The sequence below is a fragment of the Halomonas chromatireducens genome (assembly GCF_001545155.1).
Lineage (GTDB): Bacteria > Pseudomonadota > Gammaproteobacteria > Pseudomonadales > Halomonadaceae > Halomonas > Halomonas chromatireducens.
Map to the genome: position 1 here is coordinate 330,335 of NZ_CP014226.1, position 15,815 is coordinate 346,149.

14 protein-coding genes are annotated in these 15,815 nt (G+C 63.3%); 3 read left to right on the forward strand and 11 right to left on the reverse strand.

What is annotated here, in order from left to right:
• Positions 1–144: 144 nt before the first annotated feature.
• From LOKO_RS01610 to LOKO_RS01635, 6 genes are all read right to left on the reverse strand, one after another.
• Entirely contained in the window at positions 145–1,281 is a 1,137-nt protein-coding gene (locus tag LOKO_RS01610) for an alanine/ornithine racemase family PLP-dependent enzyme (protein WP_083517372.1), read from the reverse strand.
• Positions 1,278–2,417: an N-acetyltransferase DgcN family protein gene (locus LOKO_RS01615; protein WP_083517373.1), complete on the reverse strand. Its 1,140-nt coding sequence runs from the start codon at positions 2,415–2,417 to the stop codon at positions 1,278–1,280. The genes LOKO_RS01610 and LOKO_RS01615 overlap by 4 nt, the downstream gene beginning before the upstream one ends.
• Positions 2,418–2,648: 231 nt before the next feature.
• On the reverse strand, positions 2,649–3,200 hold the full coding sequence (locus tag LOKO_RS01620) for a phosphoribosyl-AMP cyclohydrolase (protein ID WP_201025345.1): 552 nt from the start codon (positions 3,198–3,200) through the stop codon (positions 2,649–2,651).
• 301 nt (positions 3,201–3,501) lie between these two features.
• Positions 3,502–3,969 carry a bacterioferritin gene (bfr, locus tag LOKO_RS01625; protein WP_066444197.1) on the reverse strand — a complete coding sequence of 156 codons (468 nt, stop codon included), beginning with the start codon at positions 3,967–3,969 and terminating at the stop codon, positions 3,502–3,504.
• 232 nt (positions 3,970–4,201) lie between these two features.
• The gene (locus LOKO_RS01630; protein WP_066444206.1) at positions 4,202–5,065 is read right to left on the reverse strand and encodes a sirohydrochlorin chelatase; all 864 of its coding nucleotides are present in this window, start codon (positions 5,063–5,065) and stop codon (positions 4,202–4,204) included.
• Between the two features lie 204 nt (positions 5,066–5,269).
• On the reverse strand, positions 5,270–5,794 hold the full coding sequence (locus LOKO_RS01635) for a YgjV family protein (protein WP_066444209.1): 525 nt from the start codon (positions 5,792–5,794) through the stop codon (positions 5,270–5,272).
• Between the two features lie 167 nt (positions 5,795–5,961).
• Between LOKO_RS01635 and nfsA the strand changes: the two genes are divergently transcribed.
• Both nfsA and LOKO_RS01645 read left to right on the forward strand, forming a co-directional pair.
• Positions 5,962–6,693: an oxygen-insensitive NADPH nitroreductase gene (nfsA, locus tag LOKO_RS01640; RefSeq protein WP_066444212.1), complete on the forward strand. Its 732-nt coding sequence runs from the start codon at positions 5,962–5,964 to the stop codon at positions 6,691–6,693.
• Entirely contained in the window at positions 6,690–7,178 is a 489-nt protein-coding gene (locus LOKO_RS01645; protein ID WP_083517374.1) for a metallophosphoesterase family protein, read from the forward strand. The genes nfsA and LOKO_RS01645 overlap by 4 nt, the downstream gene beginning before the upstream one ends.
• 209 nt (positions 7,179–7,387) lie before the next feature.
• On the opposite strand, the gene LOKO_RS20690 is transcribed toward LOKO_RS01645, so the two are convergent.
• Entirely contained in the window at positions 7,388–7,507 is a 120-nt protein-coding gene (locus tag LOKO_RS20690) for a GFA family protein (RefSeq protein WP_470303279.1), read from the reverse strand.
• A 421-nt stretch (positions 7,508–7,928) separates the two neighbouring features.
• On the opposite strand from LOKO_RS20690, the gene LOKO_RS01650 reads away from it, so the two are divergent.
• Positions 7,929–10,259, forward strand: coding sequence for an OmpA family protein (locus tag LOKO_RS01650; RefSeq protein WP_066444214.1), 2,331 nt, complete (start codon positions 7,929–7,931; stop codon positions 10,257–10,259).
• A 156-nt stretch (positions 10,260–10,415) separates the two neighbouring features.
• Here the strand turns inward: LOKO_RS01650 and LOKO_RS01655 are convergent, their stop codons facing one another.
• The 4 genes from LOKO_RS01655 to LOKO_RS01670 all read right to left on the reverse strand — a co-directional run bounded on the left by LOKO_RS01655 (position 10,416) and on the right by LOKO_RS01670 (position 15,568).
• Positions 10,416–12,077 (reverse strand): methyl-accepting chemotaxis protein, encoded by a 1,662-nt coding sequence (locus tag LOKO_RS01655; RefSeq protein WP_066444216.1) that lies wholly within the window; start codon positions 12,075–12,077, stop codon positions 10,416–10,418.
• Positions 12,078–12,167: 90 nt separating this feature from the next.
• Complete coding sequence (locus tag LOKO_RS01660; RefSeq protein ID WP_066444224.1) at positions 12,168–13,613, reverse strand: uracil-xanthine permease family protein; 1,446 nt, start codon at positions 13,611–13,613, stop codon at positions 12,168–12,170.
• 201 nt (positions 13,614–13,814) lie between these two features.
• A complete protein-coding gene (locus tag LOKO_RS01665; protein ID WP_066444226.1) occupies positions 13,815–15,005 on the reverse strand; it encodes an MFS transporter in 1,191 nt (396 codons plus the stop codon).
• Positions 15,002–15,568, reverse strand: coding sequence for a TetR/AcrR family transcriptional regulator (locus tag LOKO_RS01670; RefSeq protein WP_066444228.1), 567 nt, complete (start codon positions 15,566–15,568; stop codon positions 15,002–15,004). Before LOKO_RS01670 ends, LOKO_RS01665 begins: the two co-directional genes overlap by 4 nt.
• Positions 15,569–15,815: the final 247 nt, after the last annotated feature.

Consider the following 15,815-nt stretch of genomic DNA (forward strand, 5'->3'; position numbering starts at 1 on the left):
ACCACGCTAGTGGCTTCAACTTAGCGACACCCGTGAAGCGAGTCAAGATAATTTTGCCATGCACCTGGGCGTTCGAGGTTCCGCTGCCTGGCTGGGCCGCCTGGACTCGGGCAGCTCTGGGCCCGGTGAGTATCAAAGAGTGGCTTAGGGTCGAGTTGCGAAAGGAGAGGGTGAAGGGGGAGGGACGGGTGGGGGAGACGGCCGAATCAAAGTCGGCAGGCATGTCGTAGCGAAGAGGGCGGTCGCCACGAACGGGGAAGTCATCACACGCAGCAGCGCCGAGTAATCAAGGCCGAAGTGGATCTCCGTGCCGGGTGGCAGGTGATGTTGCGATTCCAGCACCAGATGGTCGCTGCTGGCGGCGAGCACGCTGATGCCCTGTGGAGGGGCCAGGCCATCCGGGTCGACGTCCTGACGTCCGATGGCGGCAATTGTCTGAATGATGGTGCCGCGCTCGCCTGTCTGCGTCGGTACGCCAAAAGCAGCCTCACCGGTTGCACCGCGTGGCGCTGTCGGCTTGGCCAGTGATTCGATGACGGACACCACCAGGGTGAAAGCATCGGCGTGCAGGCCGTTCAGGGGTATTCGCGTGAGCGGGTCGCAGCCCAGCAGGATCGACTCGCCGAGCCGCAGGTCGTTGATTCGGCCAGCGGGCGCTGCGATGGCCCAGGCGAGATTGGCCGAATTGCCGCCGGAAACGAGGGACAGGTGCTGGCCCAGTTCGCTTTCGAGCCGGTTCACGAGTGCAGAGAGCTCACCCATGTTGTCGGCGCTGGGCACGACGCCAGCCCGGCACGCCAGGTTGGTGCCGAGGCCAGCAAGTGCCACATGAGGCGTGAGCGAAATGTGTCGGGCGAAGTCGAGTGCATTCTCTGGCAGTACGCCCTCGCGCAGGTCGCCCAGCTCCACCATCAGCACCAGGCCGTGAACCACCCCGCGCCTGCCCGCCGCCCCTGACAATGCCTCCACGACATCACGTTCACTCACCTGACTGAGGCTGGCGCAGGCCACAGTCCGGTCTGCCTGGTCCGGCGTGGGCGATCGCAGCAGCGTCAGGGGTGCCTGTATACCCGCATCGCGAAGCGCCTCGAGGTTTTCGAGGCGAGAATCACCGAGACGCACCACGCCACCCGCGATCATGGCCTTCGCCACCTCGGGCGAGCCTAGCGTCGCCTTGGTGACGCCGGTGACATCGATGCCGCGCCCGGACAAGAGAGTGACCAGTGTGCGAGCGTTCTCCTCGATCTTGGTCAGATCGATTTCAATGCGAGGGCAGGTCATGCCATTGCCAGTTGCCTGCCTTCCTTGAGTGCAGGAAAGGCGGCAGTGACCATTGCCACCAGTGCCGAGGGGTCGTGCCACAGCGCGTCGGTGGCGGGGAGGCCAAGCTCGGCATCGTAGCGGGCGATGGCCGCCGTGACCTCCGCCCGGGTCATGTCCTCATGATTGATGGTGATGCCAATGACCCTGGTCTTGCCGAACCGTTCGATGAGCTCGACCTCCGATAAGGGGGAGGGCATGCGCACCTGCGGGTAGTCGCTGAGCATTTGGCGGGCCGGCGCATGCTGCATGATCACGGCCTGTGGCCGGCTGGCGCGCAACACCACCGTCGAGCTCAGGTAGGCGGGGTGACTGAGGGCACCCTGGCCCTCGATCACGATGACGGCAGGGTGCTCGCTTTCATAGGCGGCGAGCACCGCCCCTTCCAGCTCGCCGACACCGAACTGAGCGGGGATGGCATCGAGTGCGACGCCATAGGCGGCGCCTTGCATCAGGCCGGTCTGCCCCGTCCCTACCATCACGGTGTGAATCCCGGCATCGTTGAGTGCCTGGGTGAGCAGCGTCGAGGTGGTGCGCTTGCCGATCGCGCCATCGGTGCCGAGTATGGCGATGCGTACGCAATCGACGCTGTCGATCGCACCATCGAACATGCGCAGATGCTTGGTGGGGCGAGGCCGGCGGATATCATGCAGCGCAACACCGCTGGCGAGTGCGGCCGCCGAGATTTCCGGGTCGTCCGCGAGGAACTCGTGCAGGCCGGATACCACGCCGACACCAGCCGCCACGGCCGCCAGCACCACCGCGCGGTCCGCCTCGGACATGAGCCCCGACAGCGGGGCAAGCCCGAAGATGAGCACGTCGGGAAGGCTATCGGCCGCTGTGAGCGCCGCCGACAGATCGGCCACGATGGGAATGCCTGCCGCCGCCTCGCCCAGGGCGGAGCCCGCGTCTTCGCCGGTCAGGGTGCTGTCGATGACGGAAAGGATGCGATACCGCTCACTGCTGCGCACCAAGCCGTTGGCTGTCTTGCCATCTATGCGCGTGAAGTTATTTTCGCAGTACACAACGGCCGATTGACGGGCATCATCAGGGGGAGTGGCGGAGCCGAGGATGGCTTGAAGGGAGTCAGGAAGCATGAATCGCAAACCTCAGGTCTGGACCCAGAGGAGGCGACAGGAAGGTCCCGGCCGAGACGGCCGACAGTCAACGAGAGGTCTCCACCAAGATCAGTGGATGTACCTCAGCATACGCAGATCGGGGGCCGGCGTATGTTCGTCAGCGTACAAAGGCCGGGCTCAGGGGATTAAGGCGGGGGCTGAAGGCCCCGCCATGCGGGGCCAGGCTTTCAGAGACCTGAAGTGTAGGGATCAGTGTTGCGGAGAGTAGGGAAGCGATGAGTGGTGAAGCCTGATGCGCAGGTCACCATCCTCGTCCTGGAAATAGCCAAAGGTGTATTCCACTTTGACCTCTTCTCCGGAGTCGACCTCGGTAAAGTAGTAGTTGCCCATGGCAATGGCAGAGTCCTCATCGAGAATGATGCCGTGGTTCTCGAAGCGTACGTTGCTCCAGGGCTGGATGGCGAAGCCGCCATCCTCCGAGATGGCTCCCGTCACGAAATAAGACAATACCTCTTCCTTGGTTGAGCGGAACTGCAATTCCGACGCCTTGGTGGGCTTGAAAAGCACGGTTCCCTGGTCATAGCCGTAAAGGGTGTCGACGACCTCCTCCGCCAGTGCTTCGTAGTCCTCCTGCGAGGTATACGCCTCGCCGATGGCGACGATGGCTTCGCCCCAGGTCTGCTGGGCCTGAACGACATCCGCTTCGGTAATCTGTGCGCTTTGGCCGGCAGTTGCCTGGCCTGCACCGATAAGGACGAAGCTTGATATTGCCAGCGCAGTCAGCGTTTTTCTCATGCTCATTTTCTCTCCATGAAAAGCGGGTTCGTGGGGGAGTGTCCCGCCGACCATCCTATTTGTCGTGATGCATGATTCCATTTGCTTTTGAACTCATGCGTCACTGTGTTGCACATGGCGCACATCGTTTCCACCGAACCTCGCCGGGCACTAATTGGCACTTCCTTGCATGCGTGGGAGACGCCATGAACGCTCGCCGAGCCCCCGTTCGTTATCGTCTGTGTGGGGCTCGGGGGCGCGTCATGCTTGACCGCGGCTGCATCCGGCCCAGCATGCACTGGTCAGTTCCCTGACGAGGTCCAGTGGCTCACATCTGGGAGAGCAGGTAGTTCGGCTTGCCCAGCATCTTGATCAGCCGCAGCTGCTGCTCCAGCCAGTAGGCGTGATCCTCCTCGGTGTCGGCCAGCAGCCCCAGCAGTACGTCGCGTGTCTGAAAGTCTCGCTCCTGCTCGCACAGCGCGATGGCTTCCTTCAGGGCATCGCCCACTTCGTACTCGAGCTGGAGGTCGTTGCCCAGCATTTCCTCCACGTCCTGGCCGACGCGAACCGGGGTACGGGTATGCATATCGGGCTTGCCTTCAAGGAACAGGATGCGCTCGATAAGCTGCTTGGCATGCCCCTTTTCATCGTCGAATTCATGGGCGATTCGCTCATGGAGCTTGCCAAGCCCCCAGTCGGCATACATCTCGGAGTGGATGAAGTACTGGTCCATGGCGGCGAGTTCTGCCGCCAGCAGGCCATTCAGGGCATCGATGATGTTCTGCTTGCCTTTCATGCGAATCCTTTTTTCGTCGTGCAGGGGTATCCGATCCATCCTAGGGTTAATTGAGAAATTGGTCAATTTTCCTTTGAATTCAGTTGTTTGGTATTGCCTTTGCGTGCGATTTGCATTTGATTTACATCGCTCGCATGGGTCGTCGCCATGGATGACGAGCTTCCACTGAAGCGGTGCGCAGCAAAACAGTCAGCGTGCCGTCTGGCTGGTTGCCGAAATTGGCCGACAAGGGTCAGGAAGAAGCGCCGAAGGGGGCTAGTTCCGCCAGCAGCGGCTCACCTGCCAGGGCTTGCTGCAGTCGGGTTACGAGGATATCCACGATGGCGTCATTCTCACCCACCAAGCGGGTGGTGGTGACGCGCAGGTCGGGGGACCGGGTCATTGCCTGTTCGCAGATCTCGGCAATATCGCCCCCTTCGCCGGCGTGGCGCCCGGGGGAAAGGAACAGCATGGACAGGATAACGTCGCCGTGGGCCATGGGGGGAGAGGCGAGCAGGTCGACCAGCAGTGGCTCGTTGAAGCGATAGGCATCTCCCTGGCGGCGTTCCATGGAGGCGAAGGTGACGCAGCTGGCCTCATCGGCAAGCAGCACGCTGAGCTGCCCTGCAAGGTAGTTGCGCACCGCCGTCACCTCCGGGAGCGGACTGCCGTGATCCACCAGTACCACCTTCGGCTGCGATAGCCCCGCCATGCGTTCGCGAACGTTCTCCGCCAGCAGCTGTACCAGGCGCAGATCCACTGGCGCCTGGCTGTCCACCAGCGGCAGGGCTACCTTGACGCCGAGCTGCGGGTAGCTGGCTTGAACCTCGGATAGGCGCTCGGGCAGGTAATGAGTCAGCGCCTGGCTGGGGCCGAAGAAGAACGGCAGGATGAGCAGCTCGGTCACCCCCCGCGCGGCTTCTCGTTCCGCCAGGGGGCCCAGGGTCACGGCCTTGTGACCATCGAGTTTCTCGGGGGAAATCTTGTTGGAATGCAGCAGCGAGGTAGCCTCCACTGCTTCGCCAGTGGCCTGGCTCAGGGCATGTGCCAGGCGGCGCAGGTTGAGCGTGGCCTGGGGGCGCAGGGAACCGTTGTCGACGAGCAGAATCTTTCGCATGAAAGCCTCAGGACTGGCGCAAGGCGGGGTGCCGCTGCGCATGGCGGTAGGACTTATCTCACTACCCGGCGGGACAGTGGGTCAAGTGGACCATTTTTACCAAGGTCGGCTCGCATCATTATTCTGCTCATCATGCGAACCAAATGACAGGCTTAAACGGTGTGACAAGCCCTTGAAGGCGCACGGAAAGGCCACCTGGCTCGGTCACGTCGTGTGCAGCAACCGTGCGTCGCGCCTCAGGCGCAGCATCGTGACGACATTGGTCAGGAAGATCAGGCTTTCTGCAATCGTTCCGCCGATGGAGCCCGCCAGCACGTTGCTGGCGACCCAGCAGAGCGCCGCTGCGGCTAGGGTGATACGCATGGGAATACCGCTCAGCATGAACATGCCGTAGGTCCCCAAAAGACCGGCAGCCAGGGCCGGGATATCCCGCGGCCCGCTCCAGGTCAGCGCGGCCACCACCAAGGTGGCAAGCAGCATGCCGAGCATTAGGAGGAGGTTGCGCCGGAAGCGGCGCACCAGGGCGATGCGCAGCACGATCAGCGCCGAGATCCCGGCGGCGACCCAGCTTTCGAACAGTGCGAACTGCACGGCGAAGGCGATATTCGCAAACAGAAGCAGCACGAACAGCCGATCATCGCGCTTGCTGGCGAAGGCCACCAGGCACAGTGCCAGAGCGATCAGGCTGACACCCTGACCCAGCAGCCATCTCAGGCCGATCTCTTCCATGCAGGAGTACGCTCTTGGCAATGGGTGGGGAAGTTCGCCACGCTAACACGCTGTCTGCGCGGGAGGCACGCCTACCTGCTTCCTCCATGGTGGCGCAACGATGTAATGGGCCGCAGAATGAAAGATACTAAGCAGGTTAACTATCGACACGCATTCCGCGAGGCGACATGAATTCCACCATCGAACTGCTGAAATCCCACCGCTCGATTCGCAAATTCACAGACCAGAAAGTGCCGCACGAACTGCTTCTCGAACTGATTCGTGCCGGCCAGGCCGCTGCAACGTCCAACCACGTTCAGGCCTACACCGTCATTCACGTGAAGAACCCGGCCAACCGCGAGCAGATCGCCGAGCTGGCCGGCGGCCAGACTTACGTTGCTACCGCCTCCGATTTCCTGGTGTTTTGTGCCGACATGAAGCGGCCCACCGAGGCTGCCGAGCGAATCGGCGCCAACGTCGTGCGCGGCATGACCGAGCAACTGCTGGTGGCCAGCGTGGATACCGCATTGATGGCCCAGAATGTTGTCATTGCCGCGGAGTCCGAGGGGCTCGGTATCTGCTATATCGGTGGTATTCGCAACAACCCCCAGGCCGTGAGTGACTTGCTGCGCCTGCCGGAACACGTCTACCCGGTGTTTGGCCTGTGCCTTGGTTACCCGGCCCATGAGCCTGACGTAAAGCCGCGCCTGCCGGTGGAAGCGGTCCTCAAGGAGGACTACTACACCGACGACAGTGAGCTGGTGGCGGTTTTCGATGACGCCATGCAGACCTACTACGGCCAGCGCAAGGGCGGAAACAAGGACACCAACTGGTCAAAGAATCTGACCCCGTTGTTCGACAGCAAGCTGCGTGCCCATATGCGTGAATTTCTGACCAAGCGTGGTTTCGGGATGAAGTGAAAGCTTCCATCATTACCGAGCTGCCGATCGGCGTCATCAGTGATACCCACGGGCTGCTGCGCCCTGAGGCACTGACGATGCTGGAAGGCTGCGAGCTTATCCTGCATCTGGGCGACGTGGGCAGCCGGGACGAGGACGCAGCCATCCTCGAGCGGCTGGCGGAGTTGGCACCCGTGGCGGCGGCGCGCGGCAATATCGACACCGCGTCCTGGGCCGAGGCGCTGCCGCTGACGCTGGATCTCGCCGTCAACGGCTGGCGCCTGCATCTGGTGCATATCCTGCGGAACTTCGATCCCGCCACTTCGTGCGATGCCGTGCTTCATGGCCACTCCCACAAGCCGCGTCACGAATGGCAGGGGGGCCACCTGCTGTTCAATCCCGGTGCGGCTGGCAAGCGCCGCTTTCGCCTGCCTATCACCCTGGGCAAGCTCTGGGCCGACGAGCGTGGCCTGCGCGGTGCCATTCTGCATCTGCCGCTTTGCTAAGCTCTGGCACCTGGGTAAATCGCTTTCCGCAATAATGTCCAAGCCTTCGCCTGGGGCTGGGCCTAAGCTATGCCATAGTGGCGTTCAAAGGAGGCCTCGAGCTGAGCGGAAGGCCAAAGGCGATGATAGAGACCCCACTGGCATCGGGCGGGCTTTGAGGTCTCAGCCACACCTACTCACCAGAACGTCCAGGCTCCTCACGATCACAGTCATAGCGCTCCATGGTGCTTGCGGCAGTCGATACAGTGACAAATGCCGACCCGGTACGGGCGCCCCGTCGCCACGATACTCACGTTGCCGCAAAGGCAACCGCCCGTGAATCGGTTCATACAGTGTCTCCTCGAACATGGCCTCGCCAACGCAGATAACCCACTGAAAGGGAACGGCTCCTTTCATGATCCTGCACATGCTGCCAACCGGGTTCCCTGGAAATGCAGCAGGTAACATCCGGATGCCTATGTGTGCCGTCGTACAGATGGGCGGAACACGCAGAACTAGAATGAACAGACCTGACAAGGAGGCGGAAGGATCCCATGCCGGCTCGCCTTATTGATCCTTTCAATGAGTCATCGTTGTTCAGCAAGTACCACTCCCTCTTCCTGGTCAGAACCACCTCCCAATACAGCTAGCGACTGGCTAGCCTGCCGGGAATTACTCGACCACCTACGGCGTGAAGATAGCCGCGTGGGCACCGTTGATTACAGATAACCGCCATCATGCCCGGGCAGTGCCTGAGTCAGGAGAATCGATATGAAACGTCGTATGCGCCTTTTCAGGAAGCCCGTGGTCATTCTGGCCTCGCTGTCATTGATGAGCCCGGCCTTTGTCCAGGCGACGCTGTCGTCGGCTACCGATGAAGAGACCATCACACTCAGTCAAGTGACAGAACCTACTGATCAAACGGAGGAAGAGCTCCTGATCGAGCAGGAAAACGACGAACAGGCCGAAGCAGACGATCTCGCCGAGCCGGAAGTGACCGAACAGGGCGAAGAGGACGCACTCGCTGAGCAGGAAGCTGATCAGGCCCAGGCAGATGCCCTGGCGGAGCAGGAAGCCGCCGATCAGGCCGACGCCGATGCCCTGGCGGAGCAGGAGGCCACCGAGCAAGCCCAGGCAGATGCCCTAGCCGAGCAGGAGGCCACAGATCAGGCCGAAGCCGACGCCCTGGCCGAGCAGGAAGCCGCCGATCAGGCCGACGCCGATGCCCTGGCGGAGCAGGAAGCCACCGAGCAAGCCGAGGCAGATGCACTGGCGGAGCAGGAGGCTACCGAGCAGGCCGAAGCCGACGCCCTGGCGGAGCAGGAAGCCGCCGATCAGGCCGACGCCGACGCCCTGGCCGAGCAGGAAGCCGCCGATCAGGCCGACGCCGACGCCCTGGCCGAGCAGGAAGCCACCGAGCAGGCCGAAGCCGACGCCCTGGCGGAGCAGGAAGCCACCGAGCAGGCCGAAGCCGACGCCCTGGCCGAGCAGGAAGCCACTGAGCAGTCCGAAGCCGACGCCCTGGCCGAGCAGGAAGCCGCCGATCAGGCCGAAGCCGACGCCCTGGCGGAGCAGGAGGCCACCGAGCAAGCCGAAGCCGACGCCCTGGCGGAGCAGGAGGCCACCGAGCAGGCCGAAGCCGACGCCCTGGCGGAGCAGGAAGCCACCGAGCAAGCCGAAGCCGACGCCCTGGCGGAGCAGGAGGCCACCGAGCAAGCCGAGGCAGATGCCCTGGCGGAGCAGGAGGCCACCGAGCAAGCCGAGGCAGATGCCCTGGCGGAGCAGGAGGCTACCGAGCAGGCCGAAGCCGACGCCCTAGCCGAGCAGGAAGCCACCGAGCAAGCCGAAGCCGACGCCCTGGCCGAGCAGGAGGCCACCGAGCAAGCTGAAGCCGACGCCCTGGCGGAGCAGGAGGCCGCAGAGCAGGCCGCGGCACGCTCCGTCGCCGAGCAAGAGGCCATCGAACAGGCCGAAGCCGATGCCCTGGCTGAGCAGGAGGCCAGTGACAAGGCGGATGCGGAAGCTCTGGCCGAGGCCGAAGCCGCCGCCCTGGCCTCTGCCGCCGCCCTTGAGACCCAGGAAGCCAGTGAGACATCCGAATCGGTCGTGACTGCGGATACCACGCGTACCAGCGACGAAGACGCCCAGGCCACGGCGTCAGAAGCCGATGGTGACGACAACCAGATATGGAAATACCTGGGAGCCGCCGCGGTAGGTGCTGTCGCAGGCGCCTTGATCCCCCAGCTCGGTGGTCGGGTCGTCGAGAATCAAGGCGATCGCATGATCGTTGAGCGCGATGGCGAACTGCATGTGCGCAAGGACGAGAATCTCCTGCTGCGCCGTCCTGGGGTAACCGAGACCACCGAATCCTTTGCCGATGGCATCACCCGCTCCACCGTCACTCGCGAGGATGGCAGCCGGATCGTGACCATTCGTGATTCCGGTGGCTTCGTTCTCAAGCGCACCCGCTATCTACCCGATGACACCGCCATCGTGCTGATCGACGAAACGCGCAAGGCCGATAGCTGGGTATCTTCCGTCGACCTCGAGGAATCCCTGCCACCTCTGCGCTACGACCTGCCGGAAGAACGCTACGTGGTCGATTACCGGCGTGCTGATGAGGACATCCTGCGCGAAGCATTGCTGGCACCGCCGGTACAGGAGTTCGATCGCGTATTCACGCTCCGTCAGGTACGCGAAAACTCACGACTCCGAGACATGATGCCGCGTATTGATCTCGATGTTATCCAGTTCGCGACCGGCTCGTCGGCCATCCAGCCCTCCGAGGCCGAAGCGTTGAGGCTGATCGGGAACACCATGGCCGATATCATCGAGCAGCACCCGAACGAGATCTTCCTGGTCGAAGGCCATACCGATGCCGTGGGGTCTGACCTGATGAACCTCGGGCTGTCTGACCGGCGAGCAGAAGCTGTTGCCCTGGCACTGACCGAATACTTCGCCATACCCCCGGAAAACCTGATCGTGCAGGGCTATGGTGAGCGCTATCTGAAACTGGATACGCAGGGACCCAGCCAGGTAAACCGACGCGCGAGCGTCCGGCGCATCACCCCGCTGATCGATGCAGGGTTAGTCAGCCTCTAGGAAAGCCAGCACCGCAAAAGCCGACAGACAATGCGCTCTGTCGGCTTTCTCGTAAGCGCTTTGCCACGAGCGCCTGTTCATATCTCAGTGACTCGGCGCGGCTCATAGGAACCGCGCACGAATGCACTCCCGGGGCATGCTTTTATCGAGCGAGACTCAGGCCGGCACCAGGCCCCTCTGATCCGCCAGCCTTGGCGCGCACGCCTTAGAATGGGACGACAGGGCCGCCAGGGTGGCGGGTTCCTGAGACCGGTCTGCCAGCTTGAATCGCGCCACCGCTTCATCCAGGCGCTGTGCCTCGGCCTGAAGCTGGCTTGCGGCCAGGCTTGCCTGTTCGACGAGCGCGGCGTTCTGCTGGGTGGTGTTGTCCATGTCGCCAACCGCAGTGTTGACTTCGCCGATGCCGGAACGTTGTTCGTTGGAGGCCACGGCGATCTCGTTCATCAGCTCGTTGACGCGCTGCACCGAGGTCATTATCGAGCCCATGGTGCTGCTGGCACTGTCCGCCTGCTGGGTGCCGGCTTCGACCTGACGCACAGAGGTCTCGATGAGCTGGCGGATCTCCGTTGCGGCGTCTGCGCTTCGCGTGGCCAGCTTGCGCACCTCGTTGGCCACCACCGCAAAACCTCGGCCATGCTCGCCGGCGCGGGCCGCTTCCACCGAGGCATTCAAGGCCAGAATATTGGTCTGAAAGGCGATGGAATCCATCAGCCCGATGATCTCCGTGACCTGCTGCGAGCTGTCGCGAATTTCCTGCATCCGCGTGACCACGTTGGCGACGACATCACCGCCTTGGTCGGCTCGCTCGGCCGCTTCTCGGGCCATCTCGCTGGCAAGCGCGGCGTTCTCGCTGTTGCGCTCCATGGTGGAGGTCATCTCCTCCATGCTCGAGGCGGTTTCCGTCAGCGAGGCGGACTGGCGCTCGGTGCGTGCCGCCAGGTCGCGGTTGCCGCTGGCGATCTCGCTGGAGTTGGCAAGTATTTCCGCGCTGCTGTCGCGCACCGTGGCGACGGTGGTCGAGAGGCCCTGCTGCATGGCCGCCAGCGACGAGAAGAGCTTGCCGATTTCATTCTGGCCGCGTGATTCGATGGTTGCTGAAAGATCACCGCTGGCCATGCGCTGGAAGTGTTGCACGATACGGTCCAGCGGCCCGATCAGGTTGGCGCTGACCCCACGGTAGACGACGCCGATCACGATAAGGGCGACGATAAAGACAAGCACGATCACTCGCTGCGCGGTGGTGACTACCGTGCCGAAGTTCTCTGCGCGCTCAGCCCCTTCGGCTTCGACCTGGTGGAAGAAGCCGACGGCGGCCTGGTAGAAGCTGGCGTTATCGGCAGCGGCCCGTTCGCGCAGCGCCTGGTAGGTGGCAAGATCGCCAGTGGCAAGGGCCACGGCCTGCGGCTGCAGGCTGTTCTCCATCATGGCGTTGAAGCTGGCTTCGATGGGGCCTATCAACTCCGCATGTTCGTGGCGGACGGGTAACGCGAGGAAGAGTTCGAACACACCGGCGACTTCTTCTAGCCGCTCATCGAGACGCTGGGCATCGGTGGCCTGGGCGGTGGTGCCTGCGACGGAACTCTCCAACAGCTCTTCATAAACGCCGGCCATGTCGATCCGTACGCCTTGCAGCATCGAATTGGCTCGGTTGAGGGCGGCCTGCTGGCTGACGTTTACCGCACTGAAGGTATCGAAGCTGCGCTGGCTGTGGTTCACCGCGTAGAGCCCCATGGCGCTCAGCGCAATCAACAGGGTGAGAAAGGCGAGCAGGACCAGCGTCCAGCTCATTTTCACGGAAAGATGGCTCAGGCTTTTCATTTGTGGCTCCTGGTGGCCCCGGGGCAGGGCTCGAGTTGCATCGCGATGATGTGAGGCGCTCAGCCTGCCGGTGGGCCGACTGAGCCGACCTCAGCTGTTGCTGGCCTTGCCAGCCGAGCCTTCCTGGCGATGGGAGTCAGCGGCTGCTTCCCGGTCCTGGGTTGTGCTGCAGTTGCTCTCCTCGTCGGCGCGGGCCATCTGTTCTCGCTCGCGCTCCTCGTCGGCCAGGCTGACTCGGGGCAGAACGAGATTGAGGGTAAAGGCGGTAATGGCCGCGACCACGATGGGGGAGCCACCGATCACGCTCTGTATCCACTCGGGGAGCTGGGCTATCGCTTCGGGCACCTGTGAGATACCCAGGCTCAGGGCCAGCGCCAGGCCGACGATGGTCATGTTGCGCGCCGACAGCTCGTCCTTTATCAGCAGCTTGATGCCGGTCATGGTGATCATGCCGAAAACGATGACGGTCGCACCGCCGAGTACCGGGTAGGGGATGGTCGTCACCAGGGCACCGAACTTGGGGCTCAACCCGGCCAGCAGCATGAAGCCGCCGGCAAGCGCCAGGACGAAGCGGCTGATCACGCGGGTCATCGCCACGATGCCGACGTTCTGGCTGAAGGTGGCGGTGGGCAGGGCGCCGAAGAAGGCGCTCAGCGTGGTGGTCAAGCCGTTGCCCAGCAGCCCCCCGGTGAGCTCGCGCGTCTTCAGCTCGCGGTTCATGCCCCCCACCGTGGTGGCCGATAGATCGCCGATGGTCTGCACGGAATTGATCACGCAGATGATCACCATGGCGATGATCGCCGAGGTGTGAAATTCCAGCTCGAAGGGCATGAACCGCGGCACCGCCACCCAGCCGGCATCGGCGACCGCGTCGAAGCTGACCATGCCGAGCAGCAGCGACAGCGTGTAGCCCACCACCATGCCGACGATGATGGCCGAGAGCTTCACCACCCCCCTGCCGAACTGCGAGGCGACCAGTACCGTCGCCAGCGTGACCAGGGCCACCAGCCAGTTGATCGGTTCGCCGAAACCCGGAGCTTCGACGTTACCGCTGCCCGCCATGTAGCGCACCGCGATGTCATACAGCGACAAGCCGATCACCAGCACCACGGTGCCGGCCACCACCGGTGGGAACAGGTGGCGGATGTACTGGATGAAGTAGCCCACCACCATCATGCAGATGCCACCGATCAGCTGGGCACCGAGGATACCGGCCAGGCCGTACTGGCCGCCTACGGCGACCAGGGTGGGCACATAGGCGAAGCCCACCCCGAAGATGGCGGGTAGGCGAGCGCCGAACTTCCAGGCGCCGTAGAGCTGGAAAAGCGTGCTGACGCCGGAGGCCAGCACCGCAATCTGGATCAGCAGTAGCCGCTCTTCCACGCTGGCGCCCACGACCCCTGCAACGATGATCGGCGGCGTGATGACGCCGGCGATCATGGCCAGCACATGCTGAAGCGAGAGGGGCAAGGCCTTGCCCAGGGGCGGCCTGCCGTGAAAGTCAAAGATGGACGTATTGACCTGCTGCTTGGGCATGAGGACTTCCAATCTGTTCTTGGATTTGTAGTACATCTGCTAGCTGTGGTGTCTACAGTATCTTATAAAATTGTATACTAGAAATATTTTTCACATTCAGAGCCGGCATCGCATAAGGAACACCAGCGCACTTGCGTCGCTGGCGATAGGCAGGGCGGGCTTGTTGCAGGGGCTAATGGCAGGGTCTATTGGTGGCAGGGCCTATTGGAAGGGATGACTGGCAGGGGCTGAGTCGGATTTCTCCTTCAGTAACCACGACCCCAGGCCGGCGACAGCGAGCCCCAGGGTGGCGAAGAGCAGGAAGGTGGTGACATGGCCTTCGGCTCCGACAAGCCAGCCGGCCAGCGGAGAGCCGGCAACCTGGCCGACCGAAGTGGCGAGCAGCGGCAGCACCGGGGCGAAAGCGGGCGCCTCGGTCATGATCTGGGTACTCCTGACCAGGTAGAAACCGGTAAGGATCATGTACCCGGCACCGAACAGGGCCGCGGATGACAGGGCGAGAGCGAAGCTTCCGGGATCGATGGCCAATATCGCGAGGCTGACAGACATCACCGTGAGGCCGGCAGCATGGCTCGCAGCCGGCCCGAATCGCGAGATGAGATCCCCGGCGCCGGCACCCGTCAGCCCTCCGATTCCCACCGCCAGCCACATCCAGGCGGTCTGGCTCGACGCGAGCCCCCCGGCGTTGATCACCGCATCGGGGGCAAACACCCAGTAGGCTGCACTCACACACCCCATGCCAATAGCAAGGCCGCTCAGCCGGGCGATACCGAGCCATTGCGCCCGGCTTACCGGCGCGGCGAGCAGGCGGGGGCGCGAGAGTGAGGTGCGCCGGTCATCCCGAGGCAGATAGCAGAAGGCGGCCAGTGCGGCCAGGGCCGCCAGGACGGCGAATCCGGTATAGGCACTGCGCCAGGCCTCCGCCCAGAGCAGCACCGCGGGCATGGCAAGCGCGATCCCCAGGCTGGTGCCCGCATTGATGGTGGCGTTGACGCGTCCGCGCAGGTCGGGCGGTACGACCCGATAGACCGCCTGGGCCATGACCGGCGATGACAGCCCGGTGCTGATCCCGCAGAGCAGCACGCCGGCGGCCAACAGCAGCGATGAAGGTGCCTGGGCGATGGTCATCAGGCCTACCCCGGCCAGGCCGGCGGCCGCCACCCCCGTGCGGTGTACCCCGAGTCGGCGAGTCACCCAAGGCGCGGCGAGAATGGCGAAGACGAAGCTCAGGAAAGGCAGGGCGCCGATTACCCCTGCCATGGTCGCGGAGATTGTCAGTTCGTCGCGCATCGAAGGCAGGAAGAGCCCAAACACGAAGCGGGCCAGGCCGTAGGTGATGGCGATGACCCCGCTTCCGAGGGCTGCCATGCCGAGGGGGGAGAGGGGCCTCATGGGGTCTCGCTCCGGGCCGCTGCGAGCAGGGCATCGACCACCGCTCGAGTGTCGGCCAGGGCCGTCTGCGGGCCCAGCAGGGCCACCGTCGTATTGCTGCCTTCCAGCACCATGAACAGATGTCGCGCCAGGCCGGCGTGGTGGTCCAGGCCATCGCGCACCACGGCGGCTTCCAGGCGTGCCAGCAGATCGGACTTGGCGGCTGCCGCCAGGGCATGGATCTCGGTGCTGTGCTCGGCGAACTCGCCCATCGCCTTGACCATGATGCAGCCATGCTGGCTGTACCGCTCCAGCCAGTGGCCATGTGCGTTGACCAGGGCAGGTGTCACCTCGCCCGGCGAGGCGGAGGCCGCTGCCGCATCGAGGCTGGCCATGAAGCGTTCATGGCGGGCCGACAGAACCGCCGCCACCAGAGCCTCCTTGGAAGCGAAGTGGTTGTAGAGCGTCATGCGTACCACTCCGGCGGCGGCCACGATGAGGTCGATGCCAGTAGCGTGGAAGCCCTGTTCATAGAAGAGTCGCTCGGCCGTGGCGAGCAACTGGTCGCGCTTGGAAGCTGGCATCGGATGCAACTCCTATATAGACCGATATATCTAAATGCAGGCCTATCTAAGTACAGGACACCCGGTGGTGTCAAGCGAGCCCGGCCTGGCCCATTGCTGAGCCTCTTCCAGGGAGATGACAGATACTGCTCATTTTGCGAGCACGGGGATGTGGCGCTGGTCATGAAGCAGCGTGAAATGAAGAGAAGGAGGTTACAGCCAGACAATAAAATGGGCCGCTTTCCCGGGAAAGCGGCCCTGCACGTTA

Bases quoted from the DNA above. Each gene is read 5' to 3' on its own strand.
- LOKO_RS01610 (WP_083517372.1), bottom strand. From the start codon at position 1,281: ATGACCTGCCCTCGCATTGAAATCGATCTGACCAAGATCGAGGAGAAC.
- LOKO_RS01615 (WP_083517373.1), bottom strand. From the start codon at position 2,417: ATGCTTCCTGACTCCCTTCAAGCCATCCTCGGCTCCGCCACTCCCCCT.
- LOKO_RS01620 (WP_201025345.1), bottom strand. From the start codon at position 3,200: ATGAGCATGAGAAAAACGCTGACTGCGCTGGCAATATCAAGCTTCGTC.
- bfr (WP_066444197.1), bottom strand. From the start codon at position 3,969: ATGAAAGGCAAGCAGAACATCATCGATGCCCTGAATGGCCTGCTGGCG.
- LOKO_RS01630 (WP_066444206.1), bottom strand. From the start codon at position 5,065: ATGCGAAAGATTCTGCTCGTCGACAACGGTTCCCTGCGCCCCCAGGCC.
- LOKO_RS01635 (WP_066444209.1), bottom strand. From the start codon at position 5,794: ATGGAAGAGATCGGCCTGAGATGGCTGCTGGGTCAGGGTGTCAGCCTG.
- nfsA (WP_066444212.1), top strand. From the start codon at position 5,962: ATGAATTCCACCATCGAACTGCTGAAATCCCACCGCTCGATTCGCAAA.
- LOKO_RS20690 (WP_470303279.1), bottom strand. From the start codon at position 7,507: ATGAACCGATTCACGGGCGGTTGCCTTTGCGGCAACGTGAGTATCGTG.
- LOKO_RS01650 (WP_066444214.1), top strand. From the start codon at position 7,929: ATGAAACGTCGTATGCGCCTTTTCAGGAAGCCCGTGGTCATTCTGGCC.
- LOKO_RS01655 (WP_066444216.1), bottom strand. From the start codon at position 12,077: ATGAAAAGCCTGAGCCATCTTTCCGTGAAAATGAGCTGGACGCTGGTC.
- LOKO_RS01660 (WP_066444224.1), bottom strand. From the start codon at position 13,613: ATGCCCAAGCAGCAGGTCAATACGTCCATCTTTGACTTTCACGGCAGG.
- LOKO_RS01665 (WP_066444226.1), bottom strand. From the start codon at position 15,005: ATGAGGCCCCTCTCCCCCCTCGGCATGGCAGCCCTCGGAAGCGGGGTC.
- LOKO_RS01670 (WP_066444228.1), bottom strand. From the start codon at position 15,568: ATGCCAGCTTCCAAGCGCGACCAGTTGCTCGCCACGGCCGAGCGACTC.